The sequence below is a fragment of the Rhizobium sp. BK049 genome (assembly GCF_014193135.1).
In the GTDB taxonomy this organism is placed as follows: domain Bacteria; phylum Pseudomonadota; class Alphaproteobacteria; order Rhizobiales; family Rhizobiaceae; genus Rhizobium.
The window spans coordinates 88,582-112,683 of sequence record NZ_JACHYV010000026.1 but is presented as its reverse complement, the minus strand read 5'-3'; the positions used below and the strand labels follow the sequence as shown (position 1 = coordinate 112,683).

General features: G+C 62.6%; 25 protein-coding genes. 10 read left to right on the top strand and 15 right to left on the bottom strand.

The genetic code is table 11. The annotated features are described in order from the left end of the window. The first annotated feature begins 297 nt into the window (after window positions 1-297). Window positions 298-573 carry a hypothetical protein gene (locus FHT70_RS24055; protein ID WP_183705314.1) on the top strand — a complete coding sequence of 92 codons (276 nt, stop codon included), beginning with the start codon at window positions 298-300 and terminating at the stop codon, window positions 571-573. Between the two features lie 19 nt (window positions 574-592). Here FHT70_RS24055 and ppdK read toward each other — a convergent pair whose 3' ends face one another. After that, the gene (gene ppdK / locus FHT70_RS24050; RefSeq protein ID WP_183705312.1) at window positions 593-3,259 is read right to left on the bottom strand and encodes a pyruvate, phosphate dikinase; all 2,667 of its coding nucleotides are present in this window, start codon (window positions 3,257-3,259) and stop codon (window positions 593-595) included. Window positions 3,260-4,155: 896 nt separating this feature from the next. Here ppdK and FHT70_RS24045 point away from each other — a divergent pair. Next, window positions 4,156-4,809 carry a glutathione S-transferase family protein gene (locus FHT70_RS24045; protein WP_183705310.1) on the top strand — a complete coding sequence of 218 codons (654 nt, stop codon included), beginning with the start codon at window positions 4,156-4,158 and terminating at the stop codon, window positions 4,807-4,809. A 559-nt stretch (window positions 4,810-5,368) separates the two neighbouring features. Here FHT70_RS24045 and FHT70_RS24040 read toward each other — a convergent pair. The 9 genes from FHT70_RS24040 to FHT70_RS24000 form a co-directional block, all read right to left on the bottom strand. After that, a complete protein-coding gene (locus tag FHT70_RS24040; protein ID WP_183705308.1) occupies window positions 5,369-8,830 on the bottom strand; it encodes a chromosome segregation SMC family protein in 3,462 nt (1,153 codons plus the stop codon). 321 nt (window positions 8,831-9,151) lie between these two features. Beyond that, window positions 9,152-9,928, bottom strand: coding sequence for a DsbA family protein (locus FHT70_RS24035; RefSeq protein ID WP_183705306.1), 777 nt, complete (start codon window positions 9,926-9,928; stop codon window positions 9,152-9,154). Between the two features lie 147 nt (window positions 9,929-10,075). After that, entirely contained in the window at window positions 10,076-10,378 is a 303-nt protein-coding gene (locus FHT70_RS24030) for a type II toxin-antitoxin system RelE/ParE family toxin (RefSeq protein WP_097597627.1), read from the bottom strand. After that, complete coding sequence (locus FHT70_RS24025; RefSeq protein WP_097597629.1) at window positions 10,368-10,643, bottom strand: type II toxin-antitoxin system ParD family antitoxin; 276 nt, start codon at window positions 10,641-10,643, stop codon at window positions 10,368-10,370. Before FHT70_RS24025 ends, FHT70_RS24030 begins: the two co-directional genes overlap by 11 nt. A 191-nt stretch (window positions 10,644-10,834) precedes the next feature. Further along, the gene (locus FHT70_RS24020; RefSeq protein ID WP_097597631.1) at window positions 10,835-11,836 is read right to left on the bottom strand and encodes a substrate-binding domain-containing protein; all 1,002 of its coding nucleotides are present in this window, start codon (window positions 11,834-11,836) and stop codon (window positions 10,835-10,837) included. Between the two features lie 25 nt (window positions 11,837-11,861). Then, on the bottom strand, window positions 11,862-12,797 hold the full coding sequence (locus tag FHT70_RS24015; protein ID WP_097597634.1) for an ABC transporter permease: 936 nt from the start codon (window positions 12,795-12,797) through the stop codon (window positions 11,862-11,864). Window positions 12,798-12,810: 13 nt separating this feature from the next. Then, a complete protein-coding gene (locus FHT70_RS24010) occupies window positions 12,811-14,298 on the bottom strand; it encodes a sugar ABC transporter ATP-binding protein (RefSeq protein WP_183705304.1) in 1,488 nt (495 codons plus the stop codon). A 1-nt stretch (window position 14,299) separates the two neighbouring features. Beyond that, entirely contained in the window at window positions 14,300-15,304 is a 1,005-nt protein-coding gene (locus FHT70_RS24005; protein ID WP_183705303.1) for a LacI family DNA-binding transcriptional regulator, read from the bottom strand. After that, window positions 15,288-15,491, bottom strand: coding sequence for a hypothetical protein (locus tag FHT70_RS24000; RefSeq protein ID WP_183705301.1), 204 nt, complete (start codon window positions 15,489-15,491; stop codon window positions 15,288-15,290). Before FHT70_RS24000 ends, FHT70_RS24005 begins: the two co-directional genes overlap by 17 nt. A 52-nt stretch (window positions 15,492-15,543) precedes the next feature. Here FHT70_RS24000 and FHT70_RS23995 point away from each other — a divergent pair, with 52 nt between their 5' ends. After that, a complete protein-coding gene (locus FHT70_RS23995; RefSeq protein WP_097597641.1) occupies window positions 15,544-15,987 on the top strand; it encodes an RbsD/FucU domain-containing protein in 444 nt (147 codons plus the stop codon). A 45-nt stretch (window positions 15,988-16,032) separates the two neighbouring features. Here the strand turns inward: FHT70_RS23995 and FHT70_RS23990 are convergent, their stop codons facing one another. Next, window positions 16,033-16,524: a DUF721 domain-containing protein gene (locus FHT70_RS23990; protein ID WP_183705299.1), complete on the bottom strand. Its 492-nt coding sequence runs from the start codon at window positions 16,522-16,524 to the stop codon at window positions 16,033-16,035. Between the two features lie 96 nt (window positions 16,525-16,620). On the opposite strand from FHT70_RS23990, the gene mutY reads away from it, so the two are divergent. Genes mutY through FHT70_RS23975 form a run of 3 tightly spaced genes read left to right on the top strand, consistent with a single transcriptional unit; the run spans window position 16,621 to window position 18,700 of the window. Further along, the gene (mutY, locus tag FHT70_RS23985) at window positions 16,621-17,712 is read left to right on the top strand and encodes an A/G-specific adenine glycosylase (protein ID WP_183705297.1); all 1,092 of its coding nucleotides are present in this window, start codon (window positions 16,621-16,623) and stop codon (window positions 17,710-17,712) included. A gap of 2 nt (window positions 17,713-17,714) precedes the next feature. Beyond that, on the top strand, window positions 17,715-18,329 hold the full coding sequence (locus tag FHT70_RS23980) for an HAD family phosphatase (RefSeq protein WP_183705295.1): 615 nt from the start codon (window positions 17,715-17,717) through the stop codon (window positions 18,327-18,329). Window positions 18,330-18,334: 5 nt separating this feature from the next. After that, a complete protein-coding gene (locus tag FHT70_RS23975) occupies window positions 18,335-18,700 on the top strand; it encodes a nuclear transport factor 2 family protein (RefSeq protein ID WP_183705293.1) in 366 nt (121 codons plus the stop codon). A gap of 118 nt (window positions 18,701-18,818) precedes the next feature. Here the strand turns inward: FHT70_RS23975 and FHT70_RS23970 are convergent, their stop codons facing one another. From FHT70_RS23970 to FHT70_RS23955, 4 genes are all read right to left on the bottom strand, one after another. After that, on the bottom strand, window positions 18,819-19,949 hold the full coding sequence (locus FHT70_RS23970; RefSeq protein ID WP_183705291.1) for a site-specific DNA-methyltransferase: 1,131 nt from the start codon (window positions 19,947-19,949) through the stop codon (window positions 18,819-18,821). A 156-nt stretch (window positions 19,950-20,105) separates the two neighbouring features. Beyond that, complete coding sequence (locus FHT70_RS23965; RefSeq protein WP_246721958.1) at window positions 20,106-20,372, bottom strand: hypothetical protein; 267 nt, start codon at window positions 20,370-20,372, stop codon at window positions 20,106-20,108. 248 nt (window positions 20,373-20,620) lie between these two features. Then, window positions 20,621-20,971 carry an antibiotic biosynthesis monooxygenase gene (locus FHT70_RS23960; RefSeq protein WP_183705288.1) on the bottom strand — a complete coding sequence of 117 codons (351 nt, stop codon included), beginning with the start codon at window positions 20,969-20,971 and terminating at the stop codon, window positions 20,621-20,623. After that, complete coding sequence (locus FHT70_RS23955; RefSeq protein WP_183705287.1) at window positions 20,968-21,297, bottom strand: NIPSNAP family protein; 330 nt, start codon at window positions 21,295-21,297, stop codon at window positions 20,968-20,970. The genes FHT70_RS23960 and FHT70_RS23955 overlap by 4 nt, the downstream gene beginning before the upstream one ends. Before the next feature lie 69 nt (window positions 21,298-21,366). Here FHT70_RS23955 and FHT70_RS23950 point away from each other — a divergent pair, with 69 nt between their 5' ends. From FHT70_RS23950 to FHT70_RS23935, 4 genes are all read left to right on the top strand, one after another. Continuing rightward, the gene (locus FHT70_RS23950; protein WP_183705286.1) at window positions 21,367-22,050 is read left to right on the top strand and encodes a metalloregulator ArsR/SmtB family transcription factor; all 684 of its coding nucleotides are present in this window, start codon (window positions 21,367-21,369) and stop codon (window positions 22,048-22,050) included. A gap of 500 nt (window positions 22,051-22,550) precedes the next feature. Beyond that, complete coding sequence (locus FHT70_RS23945; protein ID WP_085777238.1) at window positions 22,551-23,123, top strand: hypothetical protein; 573 nt, start codon at window positions 22,551-22,553, stop codon at window positions 23,121-23,123. 54 nt (window positions 23,124-23,177) lie between these two features. After that, complete coding sequence (locus tag FHT70_RS23940) at window positions 23,178-23,522, top strand: hypothetical protein (RefSeq protein ID WP_085777237.1); 345 nt, start codon at window positions 23,178-23,180, stop codon at window positions 23,520-23,522. Between the two features lie 9 nt (window positions 23,523-23,531). After that, window positions 23,532-23,975, top strand: a complete 444-nt coding sequence (locus FHT70_RS23935) for a hypothetical protein (RefSeq protein WP_183705285.1) — start codon at window positions 23,532-23,534, stop codon at window positions 23,973-23,975. Window positions 23,976-24,102: the final 127 nt, after the last annotated feature.

Sequence of the window (24,102 nt, the reverse complement as noted above, 5' to 3'; positions counted from 1 at the left end):
TCCACAAATGGCATCGGAAGCCCTCCCTCCGACACACTATGACTTGTCGACCATCAACCCGGTTCATTCTGTCAGGTATCAGCCCGGGCTGTACCGTGATTTGCCCCTCACCCTAACCCTCTCCCCGTAAACGGGGCGAGGGGACGTGCCCCGCGAAAGGTTGATGGGAGCCGAGACAGTGCGGCATATCCCCTTCTCCCCGCGCGCGCGGGGAGAAGGTGCCGGCAGGCGGATGAGGGGCAGCTTGACGGCCTCGCCCGAATGGCATTTCCTCAGGGAAAAGCAAGGACCAACCCGATGCGCCTCCCCCTTCTCCTCACCCTTCTCGCCACGCTCGCCGGGCTTTCCGCCTGTCAGACGATGACGCCGGAGGAGCGGCGGGCGGCGGATGTGCAGCGATGCCTGAGCTATGGTTTCCGCCGCGGCACCGATGGGTTTGCCACCTGCCTGCAGCGCATCGATCTCGACCGGCGGGCCGAATCGCGGGCTGCGAGTGCCGAGCTGATGCACAGCATGGCCTGGGATCTGAACGGGCCCTATGTCTACCGGGATCACTGGCGCTATCACCACTGACGGCAGGCCTCGCCCGGTTTTACCGGTTTTCCGAAATGACCGCCTGCGCCGCCGCCAATCTGGCGATCGGCACGCGAAACGGCGAGCAGGAGACGTAATCAAGGCCGATCGTTTCGCAGAAGCGGATCGAGGCCGGGTCACCGCCATGTTCGCCGCAGATGCCGAGCTTCATGTCGTTGCGGGTGCGCCGGCCGCGTTCGGCGGCGATGCTGATCAGCTCCCCCACCCCGTCGAAATCGAGCGAGATGAAGGGGTCGTGCTCGATGATGCCCTTGCGCTGATAGGTGGGGATGAAGGCGGAGGCATCGTCGCGCGAGATGCCGAAAGTGGTCTGCGTCAGGTCGTTGGTGCCGAAGGAGAAGAACTCGGCCGCCTCGGCGATCACATGGGCGCGTAGCGCCGCGCGCGGCAGCTCGATCATCGTGCCGACGAGATAATCGATCTTCATGCCGGCCTCGGCCATGACATTGCCGGCAATGGCATCGATGCAGGCCTTGACGTAATCGAGCTCGGAACGCAGGCCGACGAGCGGCACCATGATTTCAGGCACGACGGCCGCCCCGGTCTCCTGGGCTGCGGCAACGGCCGCCTCGAAGATGGCGCGGGCCTGCATCTCGACGATCTCCGGATAGGAGATCGCCAGCCGGCAGCCGCGATGGCCGAGCATCGGGTTGAACTCGTGCAGCGCATCGACGCGCTGGCGCAGGACAAGCGGCTCCATGCCCATGGCAAAGGCAACCTCGGCGACCTCGTCGTCGGTCTTCGGCAGGAATTCGTGCAGCGGCGGATCGAGCAGGCGGATCGTCACCGGCAGGCCATGCATGACGGTGAAGAGGCCGGTGAAATCCAGGCGCTGCATCGGCAAGAGCTTGTCGAGCGCCAGCCGCCTGCCCTTCTCATCCTCGGCAAGGATCATCTCGCGCATGACATGGATGCGCTCGCCCTCGAAGAACATGTGTTCGGTGCGGCAAAGGCCGATGCCCTCGGCGCCGAAGGAGCGGGCGGCGCGCGCATCGGCCGGCGTATCGGCATTGGTGCGCACCGTCATCCGCCGCGCCCGGTCGGCCCAGCCCATGATGCGGCCGAAATCGCCCGACAGCTCCGGCTGGATCATCGGCACCTCGCCCTTCAGCACCTGGCCGGCCGAGCCGTCGATGGTGATGATGTCGCCCTTCTTCAGGGTGACGCCGATGCCGAGCAGCCGTTCGTTGCGTTGATCGATGCGCATGGTGCCGGCGCCGACGACGCAGGGAATGCCCATGCCGCGGGCGACGACCGCCGCATGGCTGGTCATGCCGCCGCGCGTCGTCAGGATGCCTTCGGCGGCATGCATGCCGTGAATATCCTCCGGGCTGGTCTCGACCCTAAGCAGGATGACCTTGCGGCCCTCGGCTTCCGCCTCCACCGCCTCTTCCGCGGTGAAGACAATGGCGCCGGTCGCAGCCCCCGGCGAGGCCGGCAGGCCGGTGCCGATCACCTGGCGGTTGACGCGCGGATCGATCGTCGGATGCAGGAGTTGATCGAGGCTCGACGGTTCGATGCGCAGCACCGCCTCCTCCTCGGTAATCACTTTCTCGTCGACCATGTCGACGGCGATCTTCATCGCCGCCCGGGTCGACCGCTTGCCCGCGCGGGTCTGCAGCATCCACAGCTTGCCGCGCTCGATGGTGAATTCGATATCCTGCATGTCGCGGTAGTGCATCTCGAGCTCGCTGCAGATGCGGGTGAGCTCGCGGAAGGCCTCCGGCATCAGCTTTTCCATCGAGGGCTTGTCGGAGCCGGAGGAAAGCCGCCCCTCCTCGGTGATGCTGTGCGGCGTGCGGATGCCGGCGACGACATCCTCCCCTTGCGCATTGACGAGGAATTCGCCGTAAAGCGCCTTCTCGCCGGTCGAGGGGTTGCGGGTGAAGGCGACGCCGGTGGCCGAGCTATTGCCGAGATTGCCGAAGACCATGGCCTGGATATTGACCGCCGTGCCCCAGCCTTCGGGGATATTGTGCAGCTGGCGATAGGTGACGGCGCGCGCGCTCATCCAACTGGAAAAGACCGCGCCAACCGCGCCCCAGAGCTGGACTTCCGGATTCTGCGGGAATTCCCGATCGAGCTCCTCCTCGATCAGCCTCTTGTAGAGCGAGACGATATGCTGCCATTCGGTGGCGCTGAGCTCGGTATCGAGTTCGTGGCCGAGCTTGGCCTTCTCGTCTTCGAGAATCTCCTCGAAGGCGTCGTTGCCGAGGCCCATGACGACGTCGGCATACATCTGGATGAAGCGGCGGTAGCTGTCCCAGGCAAAACGCGCATCGCCGGCATCGTGGCCGAGCGCCTGCACCGTCTCGTCGTTGAGGCCGAGGTTCAGCACCGTGTCCATCATGCCGGGCATGGAGACGCGAGCGCCGGAGCGCACGGAGAGCAGCAGCGGCTGGCTGGTGGATCCGAAATGGCGGCCGGTGATGGCCTCGATCGCCGCTATGCCGGCGCGCACCTCGGCCTTCAGCCGGTCGTCGATATGGCCGCCATTCGTGTAATAAGTGTTGCAGGCGCTGCTGACGATCGTCAGCCCCGGCGGGACGGGAAGACCGAGAGCGCACATTTCAGCGAGGTTGGCGCCTTTGCCGCCGAGAATCTCATGGTCGCGCGCGCCACCCTCAGCCTGTCCGTCGCCGAACCTATAGACCCACTTGGTCATCTTCCCCCCAACACCACAAAAGGATCAGCGTGATCCCTCAGTTTGCTGACATGTCCTTGCTCCCCTCGCCGTCATCCTCGGCCTTGTGCCGAGGATCTGCTCCATATCGACTGGTTGCAGATGCTCGGGACAAGCCCCAGCATGACGAAGGAGAAGTTTAACAAACACCGCCAGCGTCTGGGAAATCAGCTTAATGCCTTGGAGTTGAAATGAAAATCGACAAATGCGGCGAAAATGCTGCGTCGCACAATATTTTCACCGTCACTGGCGGCTGAAAGCCATGTAACCCCGCCTGAAGAAGGCATAAAAAAAGCTTTGCGGGACTGCAACAATGTCCCGCAAAGCCTTGTTTCCGTCCGGCCAGGAAAACCGGACGGGGGGTCCCTCAACCCAGGGCGATTCATGGACCCGCCCTGATCTTTGTTTTCCGCAACTCCTCAAGAGACGCTTCGCATTTCCAGGGATTGCTCAAACAGCTTCCAGGTCCTTGCCCTCTACCTGAAAAGCGCATCGCAAATTCGACAAATCCGCAACTTTGACCGCCCCGCTCTTCAGCAAAGTCATCAGGTTGCGTTGAAACAACTTCTAATGCAAGTCAGAGAAAAGAGCATCACCCAAATGGGGTAGAGACCGCAAGACAGCCGACCTTTTTTGGTGTTTATCGCCGAATGCGGGAAAATTGCACGCGATTTGTGCGAATTCCGTTTCGAGCGCGAGTCCCGACCGACCGGTGAGCAATCGCCCCGTCGTCGAAACGACCCTCTCGAAATGCGGCGAGGCAGATCCTGCGCCGATTGCAGACAGCCGTTTCTGCAAAAGCTGACGCCCGACGGCGGTGAATGTCGGAACCCCGTTTGGCCGCACGTCTTCAATGCAGACAAGCCATGGAGAAAACGATGACGATCACCATCACCGCCTTTGAACGTTCACCCGATCGGGGCCGCGGCCTGGCGCGCGATATGCGGGTTCGCTGGGCGCTGGAGGAAGCTGGCCAGCCCTATGAGGTTCGCCTCGTCACGTTCGAGACGATGAAGCAGCCGGCGCATCTGGCGCGCCAGCCTTTCGGCCAGATCCCGACCTATGAGGAAGGCGATCTCACATTGTTCGAGTCCGGCGCGATCGTGCTGCATATCGCCGAGCGGCATGGCCGCCTGCTGCCCGAAGATGCCAATGGCCGGGCGCGGGCGATCGCCTGGATGTTTGCCGCGCTGAACACAGTGGAGCCGCCGGTCTTCGATCACAGCCTCGCCAGGATCCTGGAGCGCGACGAACCCTGGTACGAGCAGCGCCTGCGTGCCCTCGAAGGCAGCATCCGCAGAAGGCTGGACAGCCTTTCCACGCACCTCGGCGATGCCGACTGGCTCGACGGCGCATTCAGCGCCGGTGACTTGCTGATGGTGTCGGTGCTGCTGCGCCTGAAGTCGTCAAACATACTCGAGGATTACCCCAGCCTTGCCGCCTATGTCGCTCGCGCTGAGGCGCGATCCGCCTATCAGCGCGCCTTCGCCGCGCAGCTCGCGGTCTTCCAGGCCGCATCGGCGGGGGACTGATCAGGGATCATGGCGGGTCGGTGAACAGCGAAGGAGTTGCACCGCAGAGAAATAGAAGCCGCCTGCTTGGTATGGATCCGAGGGTCAAGCCCTGGGATGACGGAGAGTGTGGTTGGTTTTGTTGCCAGACGCACCGGCGATGCAGCTTGCTCCGCCGCGCCTGCCGTAGCTTCATCGCGCCAGGCGCGCCCCATGGGCCTCAGCACCACCCCTCCGCCCTCAAGTTTGTACCATTTCTCGTCCGTCGCCCCGGCACCACCTCTCCTCCGTCGACGGGCACCACCTCCTCCGTCATCCCAGGGCTTGACCCTGGGATCCATGCGGCTGGCACTGGGTGAACGACGAAGGCGTCCCACGGCAGAGAAATAGAAGTCCGCGTGTTTGGCCATGGATCCCAGGGTCAAGCCCTGGGATGACGGAGAGTGTGGTTGGCGTTCTCACCACGCACCGGCGACGCAGCTTGCCGCTCTGCGCCGGCCGTAGCTTCATGGCGCCCCGCACCAACTCTCATTGGTGATCCGAGGGCTTGACCCTGGGAGCACAGCCTCCTCGCAAGACCTCAGGCAATCTCGCGCAGGCGTTCGGCTGTCTGCAGGTCGACGGAGACGAGGGTGGAGACGCCCTGTTCGGCCATGGTGACGCCGAAGAGGCGGTTCATGCGGGCCATGGTGATGGGATTATGGGTGATGATGACGAAGCGGGTTTCGGTGGAAGCCGCCATTTCGTCCATCAGGTTGCAGTAGCGCTCGACATTGTGGTCGTCGAGCGGCGCGTCGACCTCGTCGAGCACGCAGATCGGCGCCGGATTGGTCAGGAAGACGGCAAAGATCAGCGCCATCGCCGTCAGCGCCTGCTCGCCGCCCGAAAGCAGCGTCATGGTCTGCGGCTTCTTGCCGGGCGGGCGGGCCAGGATTTCGAGGCCGGCCTCAAGCGGATCGTCGGATTCGATCAGCTGCAGCTCGGCGGTGCCGCCGCCGAAAAGATGGGTGAACAGCCGCTGGAACTGGCCATTGACGACGTCGAAGGCGGCGACCAGGCGCTCGCGGCCCTCGCGGTTCAGGCTCTGGATGGCGCCGCGCAGCTTGCGGATTGCGTCGATGACGTCGTCGCGCTCCTTGATCAGCGCTTCGAGCTTCTCGCTCAGCTCCTTCTGCTCCTCGTCGGCGCGCAGGTTGACGGCGCCGAGCCGTTCGCGCTCCATCTTCAGCCGCTCCAGCTCGCGCTCGACCTCGCGCGGATCGGGCAGCGCCTGCATCGGCTGCAGGCCGGCGAGCCGAAGCGCCTCATAGGGCGGCACGTTCAGCGCCTCGCGGATGCGGACTTCACTTTCGTGCCGACGTTCGCGGGCCGAGACCAGGCGCTCCTCGGCGCGGCCGCGGCGTTCGCGGTATTCGGCAAGCTCGGAAAGCGCGGTCGCCGCCTTGTGATCGGCATCGCGCTGGATGCGTTCGGCTTCGGCCAGAAGATCGCCGGCATTGCGGCGCGCCTCCTCGGCCTTCTGCAATTCGCTGAGCAGGGCGCGACGCTTGTCGTCGAATTCGTCAGGCGCCATTTCGAGATCGGCCGCCTCTTCGCGCGCCTCTTCCTCGCGCTCGCGCAGTGTGGCGACATGATCCTCGCCGCTTGCCGCCCGCTGGCGCCAGGTCTCGCGCTCCTGGCCGATCGCCATGATGCGGCGCTGGCGGGCTTCGTTCTCCCTCGCCAGGCTTTCATGGCGGGCGCGGGCCTCGGCGAGCGTGCCGCGGTCGGTCGCCACCTCCGCCTGCTGGAAGCGCAAACGCTCGTCGATCTCGGTCAGATCAGGCGCGTCCTCCAGCTCGATGCGGGCATTTTCTTCCTGGACGCCGATCTCTTCCAATTGCGCGCCCAGCTGGCTCGCAGCCTCGCTGACCACATCGCGCCGGCGGATGAGATCGCCGGAAGCCCGCTCGGCCGCAGCCAGCGCCTCGCGCGCTTCGGCCAGATGACGCGCCGACAGCCGGCTCATGTCGCGGGCCTCGGCCAGCCGCCGCTCCTCGAGGCGGATCGCTTCGGCCGCCGCTGCCTGCCGCTCTTCGGCCTCGGCAAGCACATCACGGGCGATTGCCGCTTCGCTTTCGAGTTCGGCCAGGCGGTTCTTCTGGGCAAGGCGCAGCGCGGCAGCGCTCGGGGCATCGGCGCCGGTGACATGGCCGTCCCAGCGATAGACGGCGCCCTCCTTCGTCACCAGCCGCTGGCCCGGCTTCAGCGCCGCCATCAGCGAGCGCGCCTCCGCTTCCGCGACCAGGCCGATCTGGCGCAGGCGGCGGGTGAGAGCTGATGGCGCGCTGATATGAGCGATCAGCGGCACGGCGCCTTCGGGAAGCGCCGGATCGCCGGCGCCATCGCCATTGACAGACCAATGGGCCGGCGCCTCGGCATCGAGCGGCGATTCCAGATCGTCGCCGAGTGCTGCACCGAGCGCCGTCTCGAAGCCGCGATCGACCTTCAGCTCCTCGGCCACCGGCGGAAACTTGCCGGCGGCGGCACCGGCGGCGAGCATGCGGGAAATAGTGCGGGCCTCGGTCTCCAGCGCATTCAGGCCGGCGCGGGCCTGATCGACCGGGGCGCGCGACAATGCCTCGGTCTGGCGGGCGCCAGCCAGCGCCTGTTCGACCACCTGGACGGCGGCTTCGGCGTCGGCAAGCGCGATTTCGCCTGCCTCGACCATCGCGCGTTTTTCATCCGGATCGGGCAGTCCCGATATCTTCTCCCCGATCGCCGACAATTCAGCATTTGCTTCGTCCATCTGGCGCTCGAGTCGCATGCGGCGGTCGGCCAGATCGCGAATGGCGCGCTCCAGCTGATTGCGGCCAGCGGCCGCCTCAGCGCGCTCGGCCGTCAGCTGCGTGAAGATGCGCTCGCTGTCGGCAAGTTTTGCCGCCGCCGCTTCGAAGGCTTCTCGGGTCTCCTCGGCATGACGGCCGGAATCGGCGAGGATGTCCGAAATCTCGGCCTCTTCGGCGTCGAGCTTGGCGAGGATGACGGCATTATCGGCCACCAGCCGCTCCTCGCGGCGGATATCCTCGGCAAGCTGGGCGAGACGGCGGGTCAGTTCGTCGCGGCGGCGCAGGATGCGGCCGGCATCCTCCTCCAGCTGGCTCCTGGCGATCTGCAGGCGCTGCAGGGCGGCGGCGGCGCGCGCCTCGCCGTCGCGCAGTTCCGGCAGCTTCAGGCTGGCGATGCCTTGCTGCTTGGCGGCCTCCATCTGAATCTGCGCCTTTTCGGCGACGATTGATGTTGCCTGATTAAGGGCGCTGTCGGCCTCGGCCTCAGCCTCCTTGGCCTGCACCCAGCGGATATGCAGGAGCATCGCCTCGCGGGCGCGGAGATCGGCCGAGAGGGTCTTGAAGCGATTGGCCTGGCGGGCCTGGCGCTTCAGGCTCTCGATCTGGCTTTCGAGCTGCGAGGTGACGTCGTCGAGGCGCTCGAGATTGGTTTCGGCAGCGCGCAGACGCAGCTCGGCCTCATGGCGGCGCGAATGCAGGCCCGAAATGCCGGCCGCCTCTTCCAAGAGCTGGCGGCGGGCCTGCGGCTTTGCCTGGATCAGCTCGCCGATACGGCCCTGGCCGACCATCGAGGGCGAGCGGGCGCCGGTCGAGGCATCGGCAAACAGCAGTTGCACATCCTTGGCGCGGCTTTCCTTACCGTTGATGCGATAGAGCGAGCCCTGCTCGCGCTCGATGCGGCGGGTGACCTGGATCTCGTCGCTGTCGTTGAAGGCGGCAGGTGCGGTCCGCTCGCCATTGTCGAGATAGAGGGCCACCTCGGCGGTATTGCGGGCTGGGCGGTTGCCGGAGCCGGAAAAGATCACGTCGTCCATGCCGGAGGCGCGCATGTTCTTGTAGGAATTCTCGCCCATCACCCAGCGCAGCGCCTCGACGAGATTGGACTTGCCGCAGCCGTTCGGGCCGACGACGCCGGTCAGCCCCCGCTCGATGATGAATTCCGTCGGCTCGACGAAGGATTTGAAGCCGACCAGGCGCAGCTTGTTGAACTTCATGCAGCCGCTCCGGGGCGCTCTGCGGGCGTGCAGCCCCCCTCTGCCCTGCCGGGCATCTCCCCCACAAGGGGGGAGATCGGCAAGTGGCTAGGGCTCCGCCAAACAACTGAGTGCCCATGCAGCGCAGCCGTAAAAGCGACGGTCATGAAGGAAGAGACAGCGCGCCCAGCCGATCTCCCCCCTTGTGGGGGTCCGAAGGACGGGCCGAGACCCGTGGCTCGACCCCGGGTCCGGCAGGACAGATGGGGGTATCCCCCACGCAGCCACAAAAAAACGGGCGCACGGCTTTCGCCGTCGCCCGTTGTGGTCGAACGATCCGGTTCAGATGAGGCTGTCGATGAGCTTCGACATGGTGTCAACCGGCATGTCTCCAGAATAGCGCTTGCCATTGATGAGGAAGGTTGGGGTGGCGTTGACGCCGAAATCCTTCGATCCCCTTTCCCGCGTGGCGTTCACTTCATCCAGAAGCTTCTGGTTCGTCAAGCATTTCGTGAAGCTATCCTCAGTAAATCCGGCAAGCTTCGACATCTGCAGCAGTGCCGCGCGGCCGTCATCGGCGGCGGCCCAGACCTGCTGCTGCTTGAACAGCATCGAAACCATCGGGAAATACTGTTCCGGCGTGCTCAACTGCTCCGGATTGGAGGAACTGCAGCGGGCGAGCATGAAGGCGGCCGCCGCACGCGGATCGAACGGGAATTCGCGGATGATGAACTGCACCTTGCCGGTGTCGACATATTTCTGCTTGATGGCGTCGAAGGTGGTGTTGTGGAAATGGGCGCAATGCGGGCAGGTCATCGACATATATTCGACGATCTTGACGGGCGCGTCGGCCTTGCCAAGCGCCATTTCCGGCAGCGCGCCGGGTTTCAGCACCTCGGCCATATCGACATCGCCGTCGGACTGCGGCATGTCCCCCGCCGAGGTGGCTGCCGTCTTGATGGTATCGACATTGGTGCCGTCGGCCATGGTCTTGCCGGAAGACGAAGCATCGGCAGCGTCCTTGCTGTCGTTGCAGGCGACAAGCACGGCGGCAGCTGCGGCGATGGCGATCCCACCCAAGAGGCGGCGTTTCGTCAGTTGCATTTCGGACATCTGCATGGGTTCCCCATAAGTAATGAGAGTGACGGCTGACTGTGCGATATAACGGCTAGGGGCCGCTCACAAGGCACTGATCAGCAACTTCCTTCAAAGAATTGTGACCGTGATGGGACCGAAAGCAGATGCCGTAGCCGAAATGAGCGATTCTCAGTTTTCACGGAAGGCCGAAGGCGTATTCCGGCCAGCATAAAATAGCCTCAGTATCTGCACCTGCTCCTTCACGACCCGATAAGCAATGGTCACGCGCCGCTCGAAAACCAGAATGCGAACACCCGGGGCAAAATCCTCACGCGGCGCTCCCCTTTCCGGCATGTCTTCCAAGCCATGACAAAACTGTCTCAGCCGGCGAACGAGTTCTATTGCCGCCATTGGATTGTCTGCAGCGATGAATTCGTAAATATCGAGCAGATCCTTCTCCGCCCTAGGGCGAAATACCACCTTAGGCATCATCGCCCTGGGGCTTCATTCGATCGGTGTGCAGACGTTCGAGTCGCTCGAAGACCACATCAGCGTCGATATCCGAACCCGGATCGTCAATCGCCTCACGGATTTTCCGACGCATGATTTCGTCGATCGCATTCTCTTCCCGGTCGAGCGCGCGCAACGCGGCGCGGATAACCTCGCTCGCCGAACTATAGGCGCCAGATTCCAGCCGCGCTTCCAAGCTCTTCTGCTGGCTCCCGAGCGTCACCGTAATGGGTTTGCTGCTGCGCATTCCTGTTCACTCCTCTCAGGTGATTACAGTGTAATACACTTGCGATGGAGTTCAAGACCGGCTTCATGCCTAGGCTTTCTAACTGACGTCGGGCTGCTCGACCAGCCGCCGACCAGGCAGCTTGATCGTCGGATCTCAACCGAAAGTCCGGCGCTCCCCATGGATCGCGCCGGACTTCGACGTCTATCGGATCATTTGCATTCAGGGTCGTCGCCGAAGCCCTTGCAGAAGAACTCGGCGGCGTTTTCCTTGGTGATCATTTTCGATGCGATCTCGATTTCCATCGAGCCATCGTCTTTCTTCGTCAAGGTTCCGAGCTTTTCAAGCGCTGCGGTATCGTTGGTGGCGAGCGCGTGCGCGGCGATGACGCCTTCCGGCGCGACGGTGGAATAGGTGAAGGTCGCTGTGAGGTCACCCTTGGCGACGGCACGGATGGCGGCATTCTCGCCGTCAATGCCGATGATGAGGATACCTTCCTTGTCACGGCCGGCGGCCTGGATCGCCCGCAGCGCGCCAAAGGCCATATTGTCGTTATGGGCGTAAACGGCCTGGATTTGTCCGGCCGGGAAACGCTGGAGCGTATCCTCCATGAACTTCAGCGCTTTTTCCTGGTCCCAGTCGGCGTGGGTTTCAGCGATAACCTTGATATCGGTGCCGGCGATGGCTTCGGCAAAACCTTCATGGCGCTCGACCGCGGGAGCGACAGCCGGGTCGCCCTTGATCTCCACGACATTGCCCTTGCCTTTCAGGGCTTCAGCTATGTATTTGCCGGCAAGCGTGCCGATGGGTTTGTTGTGCGGGCCGACATGCAGCGTCACGGGAATATCAAGGCTGCGCTCGAGCGTGATGACCGGAATGCCGGCGGCCAGCACCTGCTTGACGGTCGGAGCGATCGCGGCGCCATCCTGCGCCGAGATCATCAGAACCTTCATGCCCTGAACCATGAGGCTTTCGACGTCTGAAATCTGCTTTGCGGACTTGCCTTCGGCGTTGGTGACGATCAGATCGACATCCTTGAAGTTTTCGGCGGCATAGGCTTGGTTGCGTTTGGTCATCGTGTTGCGATGCGCCGAGTTCGAGCTCGCCTGTGAGAAGCCGATGACGATCTTGTCCGCACTGAAGGCGGGGACCGCTGTCAGGACGGTGGCGAGGCCGGCGGAGATAATGAGCATGCGTCTGGTGATATTGAGCATTTTAGTTCTCCCTCTGTTGAACACGCTAGCTGCGTGGCTTTCTTCCGGCTTCGAGCAGCACGGCAAGAACGATGATCCCGCCCTTCACCACCTGTTGTGAGAATGGTGAAACGCCTGCGAGATTGAGAATGTTTGCGATGATGGCGAGCACCATGGCGCCCCCCATCGTGCCGAGAACCGTGCCCTCGCCGCCAAACAGCGACGTGCCGCCGATCACCGCGATCGTGATCGCTTCCAGTTCGAGGCCGAGGCCGGAATTCGGGTCGCCGACGGAAAGGCGGGACAGGAAAATCAGGCCGGAAAGCGCCGCCAGCACGCCGCAGATGATGTAGACGCTGAAGATGACGAGCGGCACGTTGATGCCGGACAGCCTCGCCGCCTCCTCATTGCTGCCAACCGCATAGATCGCCCGTCCGAACGGCGTGAAGCTCAGCACGATGGCAGCGATGATGCAGACGATCGCGAAGACGTAGATCGGAGTGGGCACGCCCAGAATATAACCGCCGCCGAGCACGAAGAAGCTGTCGGCGAGCTTTCCCGGATTGACGGTTCCGCCGTCGGCAATCATCAGCGCGAAGCCGCGCACCATCACCATGCAGCCCAGCGTCATGATGAAGGCCGGAATGCGGAAATGGGAAATTCCGAAGCCGTTGACGCAGCCGACGAGGGCGCCAATGGAGAGACAGATCAGTACCATCAGCGGGATGGGCATGCCCTGCTCCATCAGGACCGCGCCGGTGACGCCGACCAGCGCCACGATCGAGCCCACCGAAAGATCGATCCCCTTGGTGAGGATCACGAATGTCATGCCGATGCCGAGAATCCCGTAGAGCGCGACCTGCCTCAGAACGTTCAGAATATTGATGGGGTTGAGAAAATGAGGAGAGATCAGCGAGGCGGCGATGATCAGTACGATCAGTGCACCGGCAAGACCCGTCCCGCGCGGAAGACTTTTTTTCATGGTGGTCCCCTCATTAATGTAGCGCCGCAAAGTGCATGACTTCTTCTTCGGTCGCAGTGCGTGCATCGAGTTCGGCCGTTATTTCGCCCTCTCTCAAAACATAGAGCCGGTCGCACAGACCCAGGATTTCCGGTAATTCGGAAGAGGCGATGACGATCGCCAAGCCGCGGGCTTCCGCCAGCTCGACCAGCAGATCGTAGATCTCACGTTTGGCCCCGACATCGACGCCGCGCGTGGGCTCGTCGGCGAGCAGGATCTCGCATCCGGCGCTGACGAGCCTCGCCAGCACGCATTTCTGCTGATTGCCACCCGAAAGGTTCTGCGTCGCCGCTGCGGCGTTCGGCGTCCTGATCCGCAGCCGCTCGATGAGACCGCTGACTATTCGGCGCTCGCGGCCAAGGGATAGAAGTCCGAACCGGATGATCTGCGCGAGACTGGCCGACATGATGTTGAAACCGACGCTCTGTATCAGGAAGAGGCCTTCGGTCTTGCGGTCTTCCGGCACGAGGCCCAGTCCCTTGACGATGCCGGCGCGCGGCGAACCGATGCTGGTGCTGGCGCCGTTGATGCTGACCTCGCCGGCATCGCGCGGGTCGGCACCGTAGATGGCGCGCAAAAGCTCCGTGCGGCCGGCGCCGGCCAACCCGAACAGACCGACGATCTCGCCTTTTCGAACGTGGATACTGACGTTCCTGAGCAGCGCGTGCGTCGAAATATCCTTGGCGGACAGGGCTTCCTCGCCGATCCGGGGCGTGCGCTTGGGAAAAACGTCGCCCACCTCCCGGCCCACCATGCTGCGAATGAGATCGTCCGTCGTCAGCCCGTTGGAGGGTCCGTTGTGGACGACGGTGCCGTCACGCAGAACGGTCACCGTATCGCTCAGCTCGAAAACTTCGCGCAGGCGATGCGAGATATAGACAAATGCCACGCCGCTCTCGCGCGCCAGCTGCCTGACGACCCGGAACAGCTGGTCGATCTCCGCCTGCGCCAGTACGGCCGACGGCTCGTCGAGAACGATGATCTTCGCGTTGCGCGCAAGCGCCTTGGCGATCTCAACCATCTGGCGCTTGGCAACGGAAAGCGTTCCGATACGGGCCGTCGGATCGACATCGAAACCGAGCCGATCGATGACCTCGATGGTCCGGCGCTTTGCTTCGCCCCAGTCGATCAGGGCGCCCTTGCGCGGCAATCGCCCCATCAGAACGTTTTCGGCGACGGTCAGGTGCGGCGCCTGAGCCAGTTCCTGATAGATAACCGCCACACCCCGTGCGATCATGCCCGCCGGAGTCGGATCGAGAACCTCTTCGCCAAAAAGCTCGATACGCCCCTCATCGGCGGAATAGGCGCCGGAAAGGATCTTCATCAGCGTCGATTTGCCGGCGCCGTTTTCCCCCACCAACGCCCTGATTTCTCCGGGCTGCAGAGAAAACGACACGCCCTTCAGGGCGCGCACGCCCGGAAAGGATTTGGTGATCCCTGCAAGAGCCAGCGCCGACGTCATTTCAGTGTCCTCCGCAGCCGCAGGAGCGGCGAATTGTCAGTTTTGCCGGCAGACGGACCTGTCGCACGCTTTCGGTGCCCGATTTGATCCGCCTGGACAGCATTTCCGCCGCCTGCATGCCGATCATCTCGCTCGGCTGCGCCATGACGGTCAGCCGCGGTTCGAAACAGTCGGCCCAATCGAAATCGTCGAAGCCGATCAGCGCCAGATCCTCGGAGATGCGCAAGCCGAGGTCCCGCACCGCGCGCATGACGCCGATCGTCGCCAAATTGTTGCCCGAGGCGATGGCGGTCGGACGATCGACCCGACCAAGGATGGCAAGCGCGGACTGGTGAGCATCCGCGCTATTGGCATTGCCTTCGCTCATCAAAGTGGGATCGATCTCGAGACCATTCTTGCGCATCGCATGCACGTATCCACGCACGCGCTCGAGCGTGGACCGCAGCCCCGGCTCACCGGCGATGAGGCCTATGCGGCGATGGCCGTGGCCCACCAGATGATCGATCAGCGTTTCCATCGCCGCCTCGTTGTCCAGGCAGACCCCGTCCGCATCATCAACGGTCAGACGGTCGACGAGCACGAATGGCATGCGAGCCGATCTGAGATATTCGACGGCGCGGTTTTCGGGATCGCTTGATGGAGCCAGAATCACTCCATCCACACGCCGCTGGACCAATTCGCGGACGAGCTTCAGTTCGGTCGCCGGATCGTTCTGCGTGTCGCAGAGAAAGACGAGCTGCCCGATCGCGGCGCAGGCCCGTTCGATCGAGGATACGATATCGTTGAAATAGTAGTTAGTGCTGATCGAAATGGCGATCCCGACGGCATCGGTCGAGGATCGCACCAGTGACCGGGCGACGGCATTCGGCACGAATCCGAGGTTTTCGATCGCCTCTTTGACGAGCTTCGCGGTCGCCTCGTTCACATGCCGCGTGCCATTGATGACGTGCGAAACGGTAGAGACCGACACGCCCGCGGCGCGCGCGACATCAGTGATTGTCGCCATGATTGCAGACCTCCTCCCCCACGCCCGACGCGACAGCTTCAAGCCGTCGCCGCGTCGCCTTCTCCGAACGAAATCGAAATAGCCAGGCGATCCCGAACAAGCCGCAGCTCGCCGGTCGCTTTCTGTCCGCTTCATCCTCCAATGAAACGATCGCAGGCAGCGTATGGCCATCGAAACGTTTGCGCAAGCGTTTTCTTCGGTGATTTATGGTGATATACGGGCGTAAGGGAGGAACGCACATGGCGCTGAAAAACATACCCGGGATTCTCTGCCCGGATCTTTTGTGGATACTGAGCGCGATGGGCCATGGCGACGAGATAGCCATCGTCGACAAGAATTTCTCGGCGTCCCGCGTGTCGAAAAAGACCGGAAGCGGCAAACTCATATCGATGAACGCGGCCAGCGCCACGGAGACCATAGAAGCGATCCTGGCGGTCATGCCGCTCGATCACTTCGTCGAACAGCCGCTCATGCACATGGAGGATCCGGATCAGGCCGGGATATTACTGCCCGTTCATTCGGATGTGGAATTGCTTTGCGCGACCGCCGAACAGCGCGGCATCAGGAGCAAGCCTGTCGAGCGCTTCGCCTACTATCCGATTGCAGAAGCCTGCTTCGCGGTGGTTCAGACGGGTGAAACACGGCCCTATGGAAACTTCATCCTGAAGAAGGGTGTGATTTAGGAACGCCCTGGAACCGCGCTAGAGCCGGATGCTTGTCCACTGCATTCATCGTCCCCGCTTGCCCATCACCGCCGTGCCCAGTCGCTCAATCGCCTGGCGCAGCTTGTCTCCCTCTATCCCCTCCATCATGCCTTTGAGCTTGCGGGCGGCTTCGCCCTTCAGCGACGGCGGGGTGCGGGAGCGGCGGACGGCTTGCGACACCGGCTTCTGGACGATGCGGATCTGGTGGATGGCGGCGAAGCCGAAGAAGCTGTTGATGCGCTGGATGAGTTCGCCCTGGGCATGAGTGAGGAAAAGAGCGCGCGCGCCTTCGCAGGCGATGGTCAGCACGCCGGGGCGGAAGCTGCCGTCATCGCCGCCGCCGCGGGCCCAGGCGATTTTTTCGGGGCGGGTGCAATCGGCGAAATCCTCGCCGGCGATCTCGCTCCAGGAGCCAAGCAGCGCCGTGTTGATGCCGGCGCGGCGCGCCAGGACCGGATCGATCAGCCCGTTCGCCAGCTCGGAAATCTGTTTCACATCTTTGCGTGGATAACTCATCGAAACCCTTGGACGGCGCCACGAAGTGGCACGGCCGACTTGATCGCGCGCCATTGCTTCGCCAAGTATAAGGCCTTCCCCCCATTGCGGCAAATCATGACGACCACGACACTCGATACGCTCTCGGCAAAGCCCCTCCTCGACTGGTACGACCGCCATCACCGCGATCTGCCCTGGCGCGTTTCGCCCGGCATGGCGGCGCGCGGCGTCCGCGCCGATCCCTACCGGGTGTGGCTGTCCGAAGTGATGCTGCAGCAGACCACGGTGCAGGCGGTCAAACCCTATTTCGAGAAGTTTCTCCGGCGCTGGCCTGACGTCACCGATCTCGCCGCGGCCGACAACGACGAGGTGATGGCCGCCTGGGCGGGCCTCGGCTATTACGCGCGCGCCCGCAATCTGAAGAAATGCGCCGAAGCGGTGGCGAGGGAACATGGCGGCGTCTTTCCCGATACAGAGGAGGATCTGAAATCGCTCCCCGGGATCGGCGACTATACGGCAGCGGCCGTCGCGGCCATCGCCTTCAACCGGCAGGCTGCCGTCATGGACGGCAATGTCGAGCGGGTGATCTCCAGGCTTTATGCGATCGAAACACCGCTTCCTGGCGCCAAGCCGCTGATGAAGGCGAAGGTGGCGCTGCTGACGCCGCCGGGCCGGCCGGGCGATTTCGCCCAGGCGATGATGGATCTTGGGGCGACGATCTGCACGCCGAAGCGCCCGGCCTGTTCGCTCTGTCCGTTCCGAGACGCCTGCCAGGCGCTGAAATTGTCCGATCCCGAGCTCTTTCCGGTCAAGGCGGCGAAGAAGGAAAAGCCGGTGCGCCATGGCGCGGCCTTCATCGCCGTGACCAGAGAGGGCGAGATCCTGCTCAGGCGGCGCGGTGAAAGCGGCCTGCTCGGCGGCATGACCGAGGTGCCGACGACGGCCTGGACGGCGCGGCTCGACGGCGAAACCTCGGCGGCGGCCGCTCCTTTCGCCGCCGGATGGCAGGCCAGCGGCACTGTTACCCATGTCTTCACCCATTTCGAGCTCAGGCTTGCAATCTGGCGGGCGGCGATTGCCCAAAAGCCTGACATGGATGACGGATGGTGGGAACCAGTTACAAATCTTGAAACGCAGGCCTTGCCGACCGTCATGAAAAAAGCGATCGCAGCGGCTATTCCTCTCGCATTCAAAACATCCAGGGCATAAACATGACCACCGAAATAAAGCATATCGTTTTCGATATCGGCAAAGTCCTAATTCATTACGATCCCAATCTACCCTTCGCCCGCCTCATTCCCGACGAGGCCGAGCGCAACTGGTTCTTCGCCAATATCTGCACCCATGACTGGAACGTCGAGCAGGACCGCGGCCGCACCTGGGCGGAGGCCGAAGCGCTGCTGATCGAAGCGCATCCGACACGCGAGGAGCATATCCGCGCCTTCCGCAAATACTGGCACGAGATGGTCCCGCATGCCTATGAGGAGAGCGTCGCGATCATGGAGGGGCTGATCGAGGAGGGCCGTGACGTGACGATGCTCACCAACTTCGCCTCCGACACGTTTCGCGAGGCGCAGGTGCGTTTCCCCTTCCTGACGAAACCACGCGGCGTCACCGTTTCCGGCGATGTCGGCCTCATCAAGCCTGACATCGCGATCTACGAGACGCATACGAAGAGCTTCGGCCTCGACCCCGCCGCGACGATCTTCATCGACGACGCGCCGGCCAATGTCGAAGGCGCCAAGGCTTTCGGCTGGAACGCAGTGCTGTTTTCGGGCGCGGATAAACTGCGCAGCGATCTCGCCGCCCATGGCGTGAGGGTCTGAGACCCATGGCCTTCGACCCGGCAGAAGAAATCGAACGCTTCCACGCCGCCATCAACGCGCTGGATTTTCCCACAATCGAGGACTATTTCGCCGAGGACGCGACCTATGTCTCGAACGGGGTCGGCAGCCTTGCCGGACGACCCGAAATCATGGCCGCCTTCCGGCGCTATTTCGACGATTACGCCGATCAGACGGCCGAGAATTCGCTGGTGGAAAACCTGACGCCCTTCTCCGGCCGCGCCGTCTGGTCGCTCCGCGCCACCCACAGCCAGACCGGCAAGCCGCTGCTGCGCGAGGGCGAGGAGACGATCACCTTCAATGAAGACGGCCGCATCACGCGCGTCGAGGTCACCGACTACAAGGCCTTTTGACGAGGCAAGCCGGATCTTGAAATAGAAGACGCCCGAGGCTTGAACCCCGGGCGCCTTGGTCTTCTTCCGCAACTGGAGGAAACCGGAAGAAGGTATTTCGATCCCGCGAAGGCGCTGCTCAATCCACCTTTGCCAGATCACTGCGGATGACGGACCTCAAATCGTCGATCGGGCGCAGGGACTGCCCGTCTTCGAAATGCCAGAAGGTCCATCCGTTGCATGCATCGAGACCCTGCACCTTGGCGCCGAGACGATGAATGGAGCCGGCCTCGCCGCCCGAGGCGACGGTGCCGTCGGCGCGAACGATGGCGCTGTAGCGGCGCTTTGCGTCGGTCAGCACCTGGCCGGGCTTGATCAGGCCGCTTTCGACAAGCACGTTGAAGGCAACGCGCACCTCAGCCTTCTTGCCGGTCATGACAGTCAGTTCCGCCTTCCCGAGCGGCTCGACGGCGGCAATGCGGGCCGAAGCCGCGTCGATATAATCCTGCTCCCGCTCGATACCGACGAAGTGACGGCCGAGACGCTTGGCGACCGCACCCGTCGTTCCCGAACCGAAGAAGGGATCGAGCACGATATCGCCGGGCTTCGTCGAAGCCATGATGACGCGGGCAAGCAGCGCTTCCGGCTTTTGCGTCGGATGCACCTTCTTGCCATCCTCGCCCTTCAGCCGCTCATTGCCGTTGCAGATCGGGAAGAGCCAGTCGGAGCGCATCTGCACGTCGTCATTGGCGGCCTTCATCGCATCGTAATTGAAGGTATAGCCCTTGGCCTTGGCATTCGGGCTTGCCCAGATCATCGTCTCATGGGCGTTCTGAAAACGGCGGCCCTTGAAATTCGGCATCGGATTGGTCTTGCGCCAGATGATGTCGTTCAAGATCCAGAAATTCAGATCCTGCAACGTGGCGCCGACGCGGAAAATATTGTGGTAGGAGCCGATCACCCAGATCGAGCCCGTCGGCTTCAGCACCCGGCGGCAGGCGAGCAGCCAGGCGCGGGTGAAGGCGTCATAGGCTTCGAAGGAGGCGAACTGATCCCATTCGTCGTCGACCGCATCGACCAGCGACTGGTCGGGACGGTGCAGCGTTCCGCCGAGCTGAAGATTATACGGAGGGTCGGCGAAGATCACATCGACGGAGTGGTTGGGCAAGGCTTCAAGGGCGCTCACGCAGTCGCCCTTGATGATCGTGTCAACCCAGGAGTCCGCCTTGACGGAAGCCTTGAGGTCGGCAAGCGGAAAAACTGACGCCATTCTGATACTCACTCATACGCTTTACGCTTAACTCTCCGTTATGGTTACCCAACTTAGTTACCAAAGCCTGAAGCGATGACCGAATTCGGGAATTTATTGTGGCTGCCGGGGTAACCGGGCGCAGGTCCCATCGGACCGAGGGCATCTGTCATCTTTTTATTCCAGATTTTCCCTCACATCAGAAAAACTCAGTATCGAGTCAAAAATCAGCTCATATTCCAATGATATAGTATCCGTTATTTTATTACCTTTAATTCTTCTCATCTCGCAACTAACTTTCTTCTCAAAATAACTACCATTTTCGCTACACTCACCGTCAATTTCACTTGGATTGCCGTTGATCAAACCAGCAGCATCTGAGATTGCTCGCTCCGGGAATGTAACTCCAATGCGATCAGGATATTGGATAAAAGCGACAATCATCGAGAGGACGTAAAATGCGAAGACAATGAAGATAAAGGAAAATATAGCCGTCCAAGCAAATTTAACGATCCTTGAAGTCCACACAGTTCGGTTTCCGGTCTGGTTTCAGATGAAGACCGTAGATAGCATTCTCTTCATCATCTGACGGATATAATTTGCTGTCACGCGCGCGCCAGTTGCGTGACTGCCAAGAGGCCATAGATAAGCAACTTTCAGGGCGCCGGTGGCCCGCCCGGAGCGGCTCTGCATCATGCCGCATCATGGACTTTGCGGCTGTCGGCCGGCGCCTCGTCGCGTTCGAACATGCCGTAATCACGCACGACACTGGCGATCCGCAGGCGGTAATCGGCGAAGACGCCGCCGCGGCCAGCCTGCTGGGCGGCCCGGTGGGCCTCGCGATTGCGCCATTCCCTGACCGCCGCCTCGTCGCGGAAGAACGAGAGCGACAGTAGCTTGCCGCGGTTGGTCAGGCTTTCGAAACGTTCGATCGAGATGAAGCCGTCGATCGTTTCGAGCTCGGTGCGCAGCTCGCCGGCAAGATCGAGATATTTGTGGCGTTCGCCCATATAGGGCACGACTTCGAAGATGACGGCGATCATGGCAGCACTAGCTTGGCGTGAGGGGCGGAGACATTTTTCAGGAAGATGCGATCCTCCTTCAGGATGAAGCCTTCGCGTCTGGCAAATTCGTAATTCTCGCGACCGAGCGGGTCGGCCGCCAGCCTGGCACGATAGGCTTCATAGGCGGCGAGGCTCTCGATATTGTAGACGCCGTAAGCCGTCGTTGCCGACCCCTCATACGGAGCGTAGTAGCCGATCAGGTCGGCGCCGTTCTTCGGAATTGCCTGGCCCCAGTTGCGCGCATACTCGGCAAAGGCCTCCTTCTTGAAGGGGTCGATCTGATAACGGATGAAGCAGGTGATCATCGGGTTCTCCTTTGTGCTTCCCCGTTTTCGCACATTGCCCGACGGCGATGCTTCGGCTACGATCGAAGTATGAAGGAAGGACCTGACATTGCGCAGATCGGCGCGCTGATCGGCGATCCGGCGCGGGCCAACATGCTGGCGGCGCTGACCGGCGGGCGGGCGCTGACGGCAACCGAGCTTGCCGGCGTCGGCGGCATCACGCTGCAGACGGCAAGCACCCATCTTGCCAAGCTCGAAGCCGGCGGGCTGCTGACCCAGCGCAAGCAGGGGCGCCACCGTTATTTCACGCTGGCCGACGAGGCCGTCGCCCGGCTGATCGAAAGCATGATGGGTTTTGCAGCCGGACGCGGCCATCTGCGCCACCGGCCCGGCCCGAAGGAACCGGCGCTGCGCAAGGCGCGCATCTGCTACGATCATCTGGCCGGCGATTACGGCGTGCGCATGCTCGACAGTCTGATCGCCTCCGGCGCGATCGAGGCGGTCGGCGAAGGGCTGGCGCTGACCGAAAAGGGCGAAAGCGATCTCGCCCGCATCGGCATCGACGTCGGCAATCTCCGATCCTCGCGCCGCCCGCTTTGCCGCTCCTGCCTCGACTGGAGCGAAAGGCGCGCCCATCTGGCCGGCAGTCTCGGCAAGGCCCTGCTTGCAAGTTTCCTCGACAGGGGCTGGGCGCGGCGAACGACGGAAAGCCGCTCGATCCTCTTTACCCCGGAAGGCGACCGGCAATTTCTATTGCTTTTTCCGGCTGGATAGACTGGCCGCAGATCTGCAAAAACCTGCCGCGAAGTTGCGGAAACGGCGCGCCATTATGCACTTGCCGTCTTTTCACCTTCCTGCCGTACGTGCGCCCGCAGCGCCGCCAGCGTCAGCGCCAACGCCGCGTGATTGCTCTCGGCTTCACCCAGGACGCTTTGGCCTTCCGCCGTTTCACGCAGTTGAGCACCGTAAAGCGGGTCATCCGGCGTATGTCGGGCGCGGGCAAAGAGCTGACAGCCTCATGGTCCCTCTCCTCTTGTCGCCCATAGTAGGATCAAGCCCTTGGACCGGCAACGCTGCTCGTGTCGCGCCGCTGCAGAACAGCATTGCTAATTTCTTCGCCGCCAGCCGATCGCGATCGGGATCAGACCAAAGTCGGGGTTTTATCCGACCGAGGGCTTAAGAGAGGAACAGTGAGGTTTAACCGAAGTTTGCCATGGAGCTATCCATCCGCTCCGGATGCGAAAGCGCTTCAAGAACAAACGGAGGAATATCCTATGATGAAGGTAACACATCTGGCATTGGCAGCGGCCCTTCTGGCCGGCACGGCGGCGTCCGGCTACGCCCAATCGTCAAGCACGGTCGGAACCGGCGGTTCGTCGGCAGGCGGCGGAACTGCGAGCAGCACCGTCGGTACTGGTGGCAGCTCTGCCGGGGGCACCTGCCCGGCCGGCACGACCAACTGCAATTCCGGCTCGTCCTCGACCCTCGGCACCGGCGGCTCGTCGGCTGGCGGCGGCACATCCAGCAGTTCCGTCGGCACCGGCGGTAGCGCTGCTGGGTCGGGGTCCGGCTCGGGCTCTGCTTCGACGCTCGGCACCGGCGGTTCATCGGCCGGCGGCGGCACGTCCAGCAGCAGCGTGGGAACCGGCGGTAGCGCCGCAGGTTCGGGCGATGCCAATTCCGCTTCGAGTGTCGGAACCGGCGCATCGTCGGCGGATGGAGACAAGACCGGCAGTACTGTCGGCACCGGCAGCAGTGCTGCAGGCTCTTCGCACGACAACAAAGGCAAGAAAGGCTGCGCACCGGGCCAGGTCAAGAAGGACGCCGCCGGCACTAAAGGTTGCTGACGATGTCGGCCGGCGCCTTGATGGCGCCGGCCAAAACCTTTGGAGATGAAAGCAATGACCAGATTTCCGACAATCGCATTGACGGCATCGCTCGTGGCGATCGGCGGGCAGGCCATGGCCGAGGAGATCAAGCTCGACGACGGAACGACGTGCACCGTCGTCCAGTCCCAGGCAGGCGACATGTCCACCACCGTCACCGCCGGCAACGGGCACGTGTCCTCGTCGACCACGACGGGGAGCGGTTCGGCTGGCTCCACCTCGTCATCGGCCTCCGCCGGATCCTCGTCGAGTTCGGGAAGCGTCGACAGCTATTCGACCGCCAGCGTTACCCGGCCCGACGGCACCGTCATCACCAAACGTTCCGATGGAACCTGTTCGGTGACGAAACCGAAGAAATAGGAGATGGCAATGAAACCTATCAATCTTATTGCTGCCGCCTCGATCGCACTGCTCGCATCGAGCCCGACCGTTCTTGCAGAAGAGTGTAACGCGGCAGGAACCGTTGGAACGGCGGGAAGCGCTGCTGTCGGCGGCACATCCGCGAGCTCCGTCGGGACGGCCGGCGCCTGCCAGACTGACGGCGGCACGACATCGTCGATCGGATCCGGCGGAAGTGCCGCGACGGTCGACGGAAAGGCGCAAAGCAAGACCCACATCAATGACAATGGCGACAAGCTGAAGGCGCAGACCAAGGCCCAGGCGGTCGACCAGGGCACGTTCAGCAAGTCCCGCACCAAGACCAGCACGGACGGCGACAGCTTGCAAAGCACAACGCGTACGATGTCGCATGTTCCCGGCGAGAAGCCGGTGAAAGGCACGACCACTCAGAAGATCATCTTGCCGCAACAATAAGGTAAGTGGGCTCACCTCTCTTGAACAAGGTGAGCCGTGCCTTGCCGCCATTGCGGACCGGCGCTCAATGACGGTCCCCCTGCCGCCAACACAGAGCATTCAACCATCCATCGAGCGAAACCGCTAC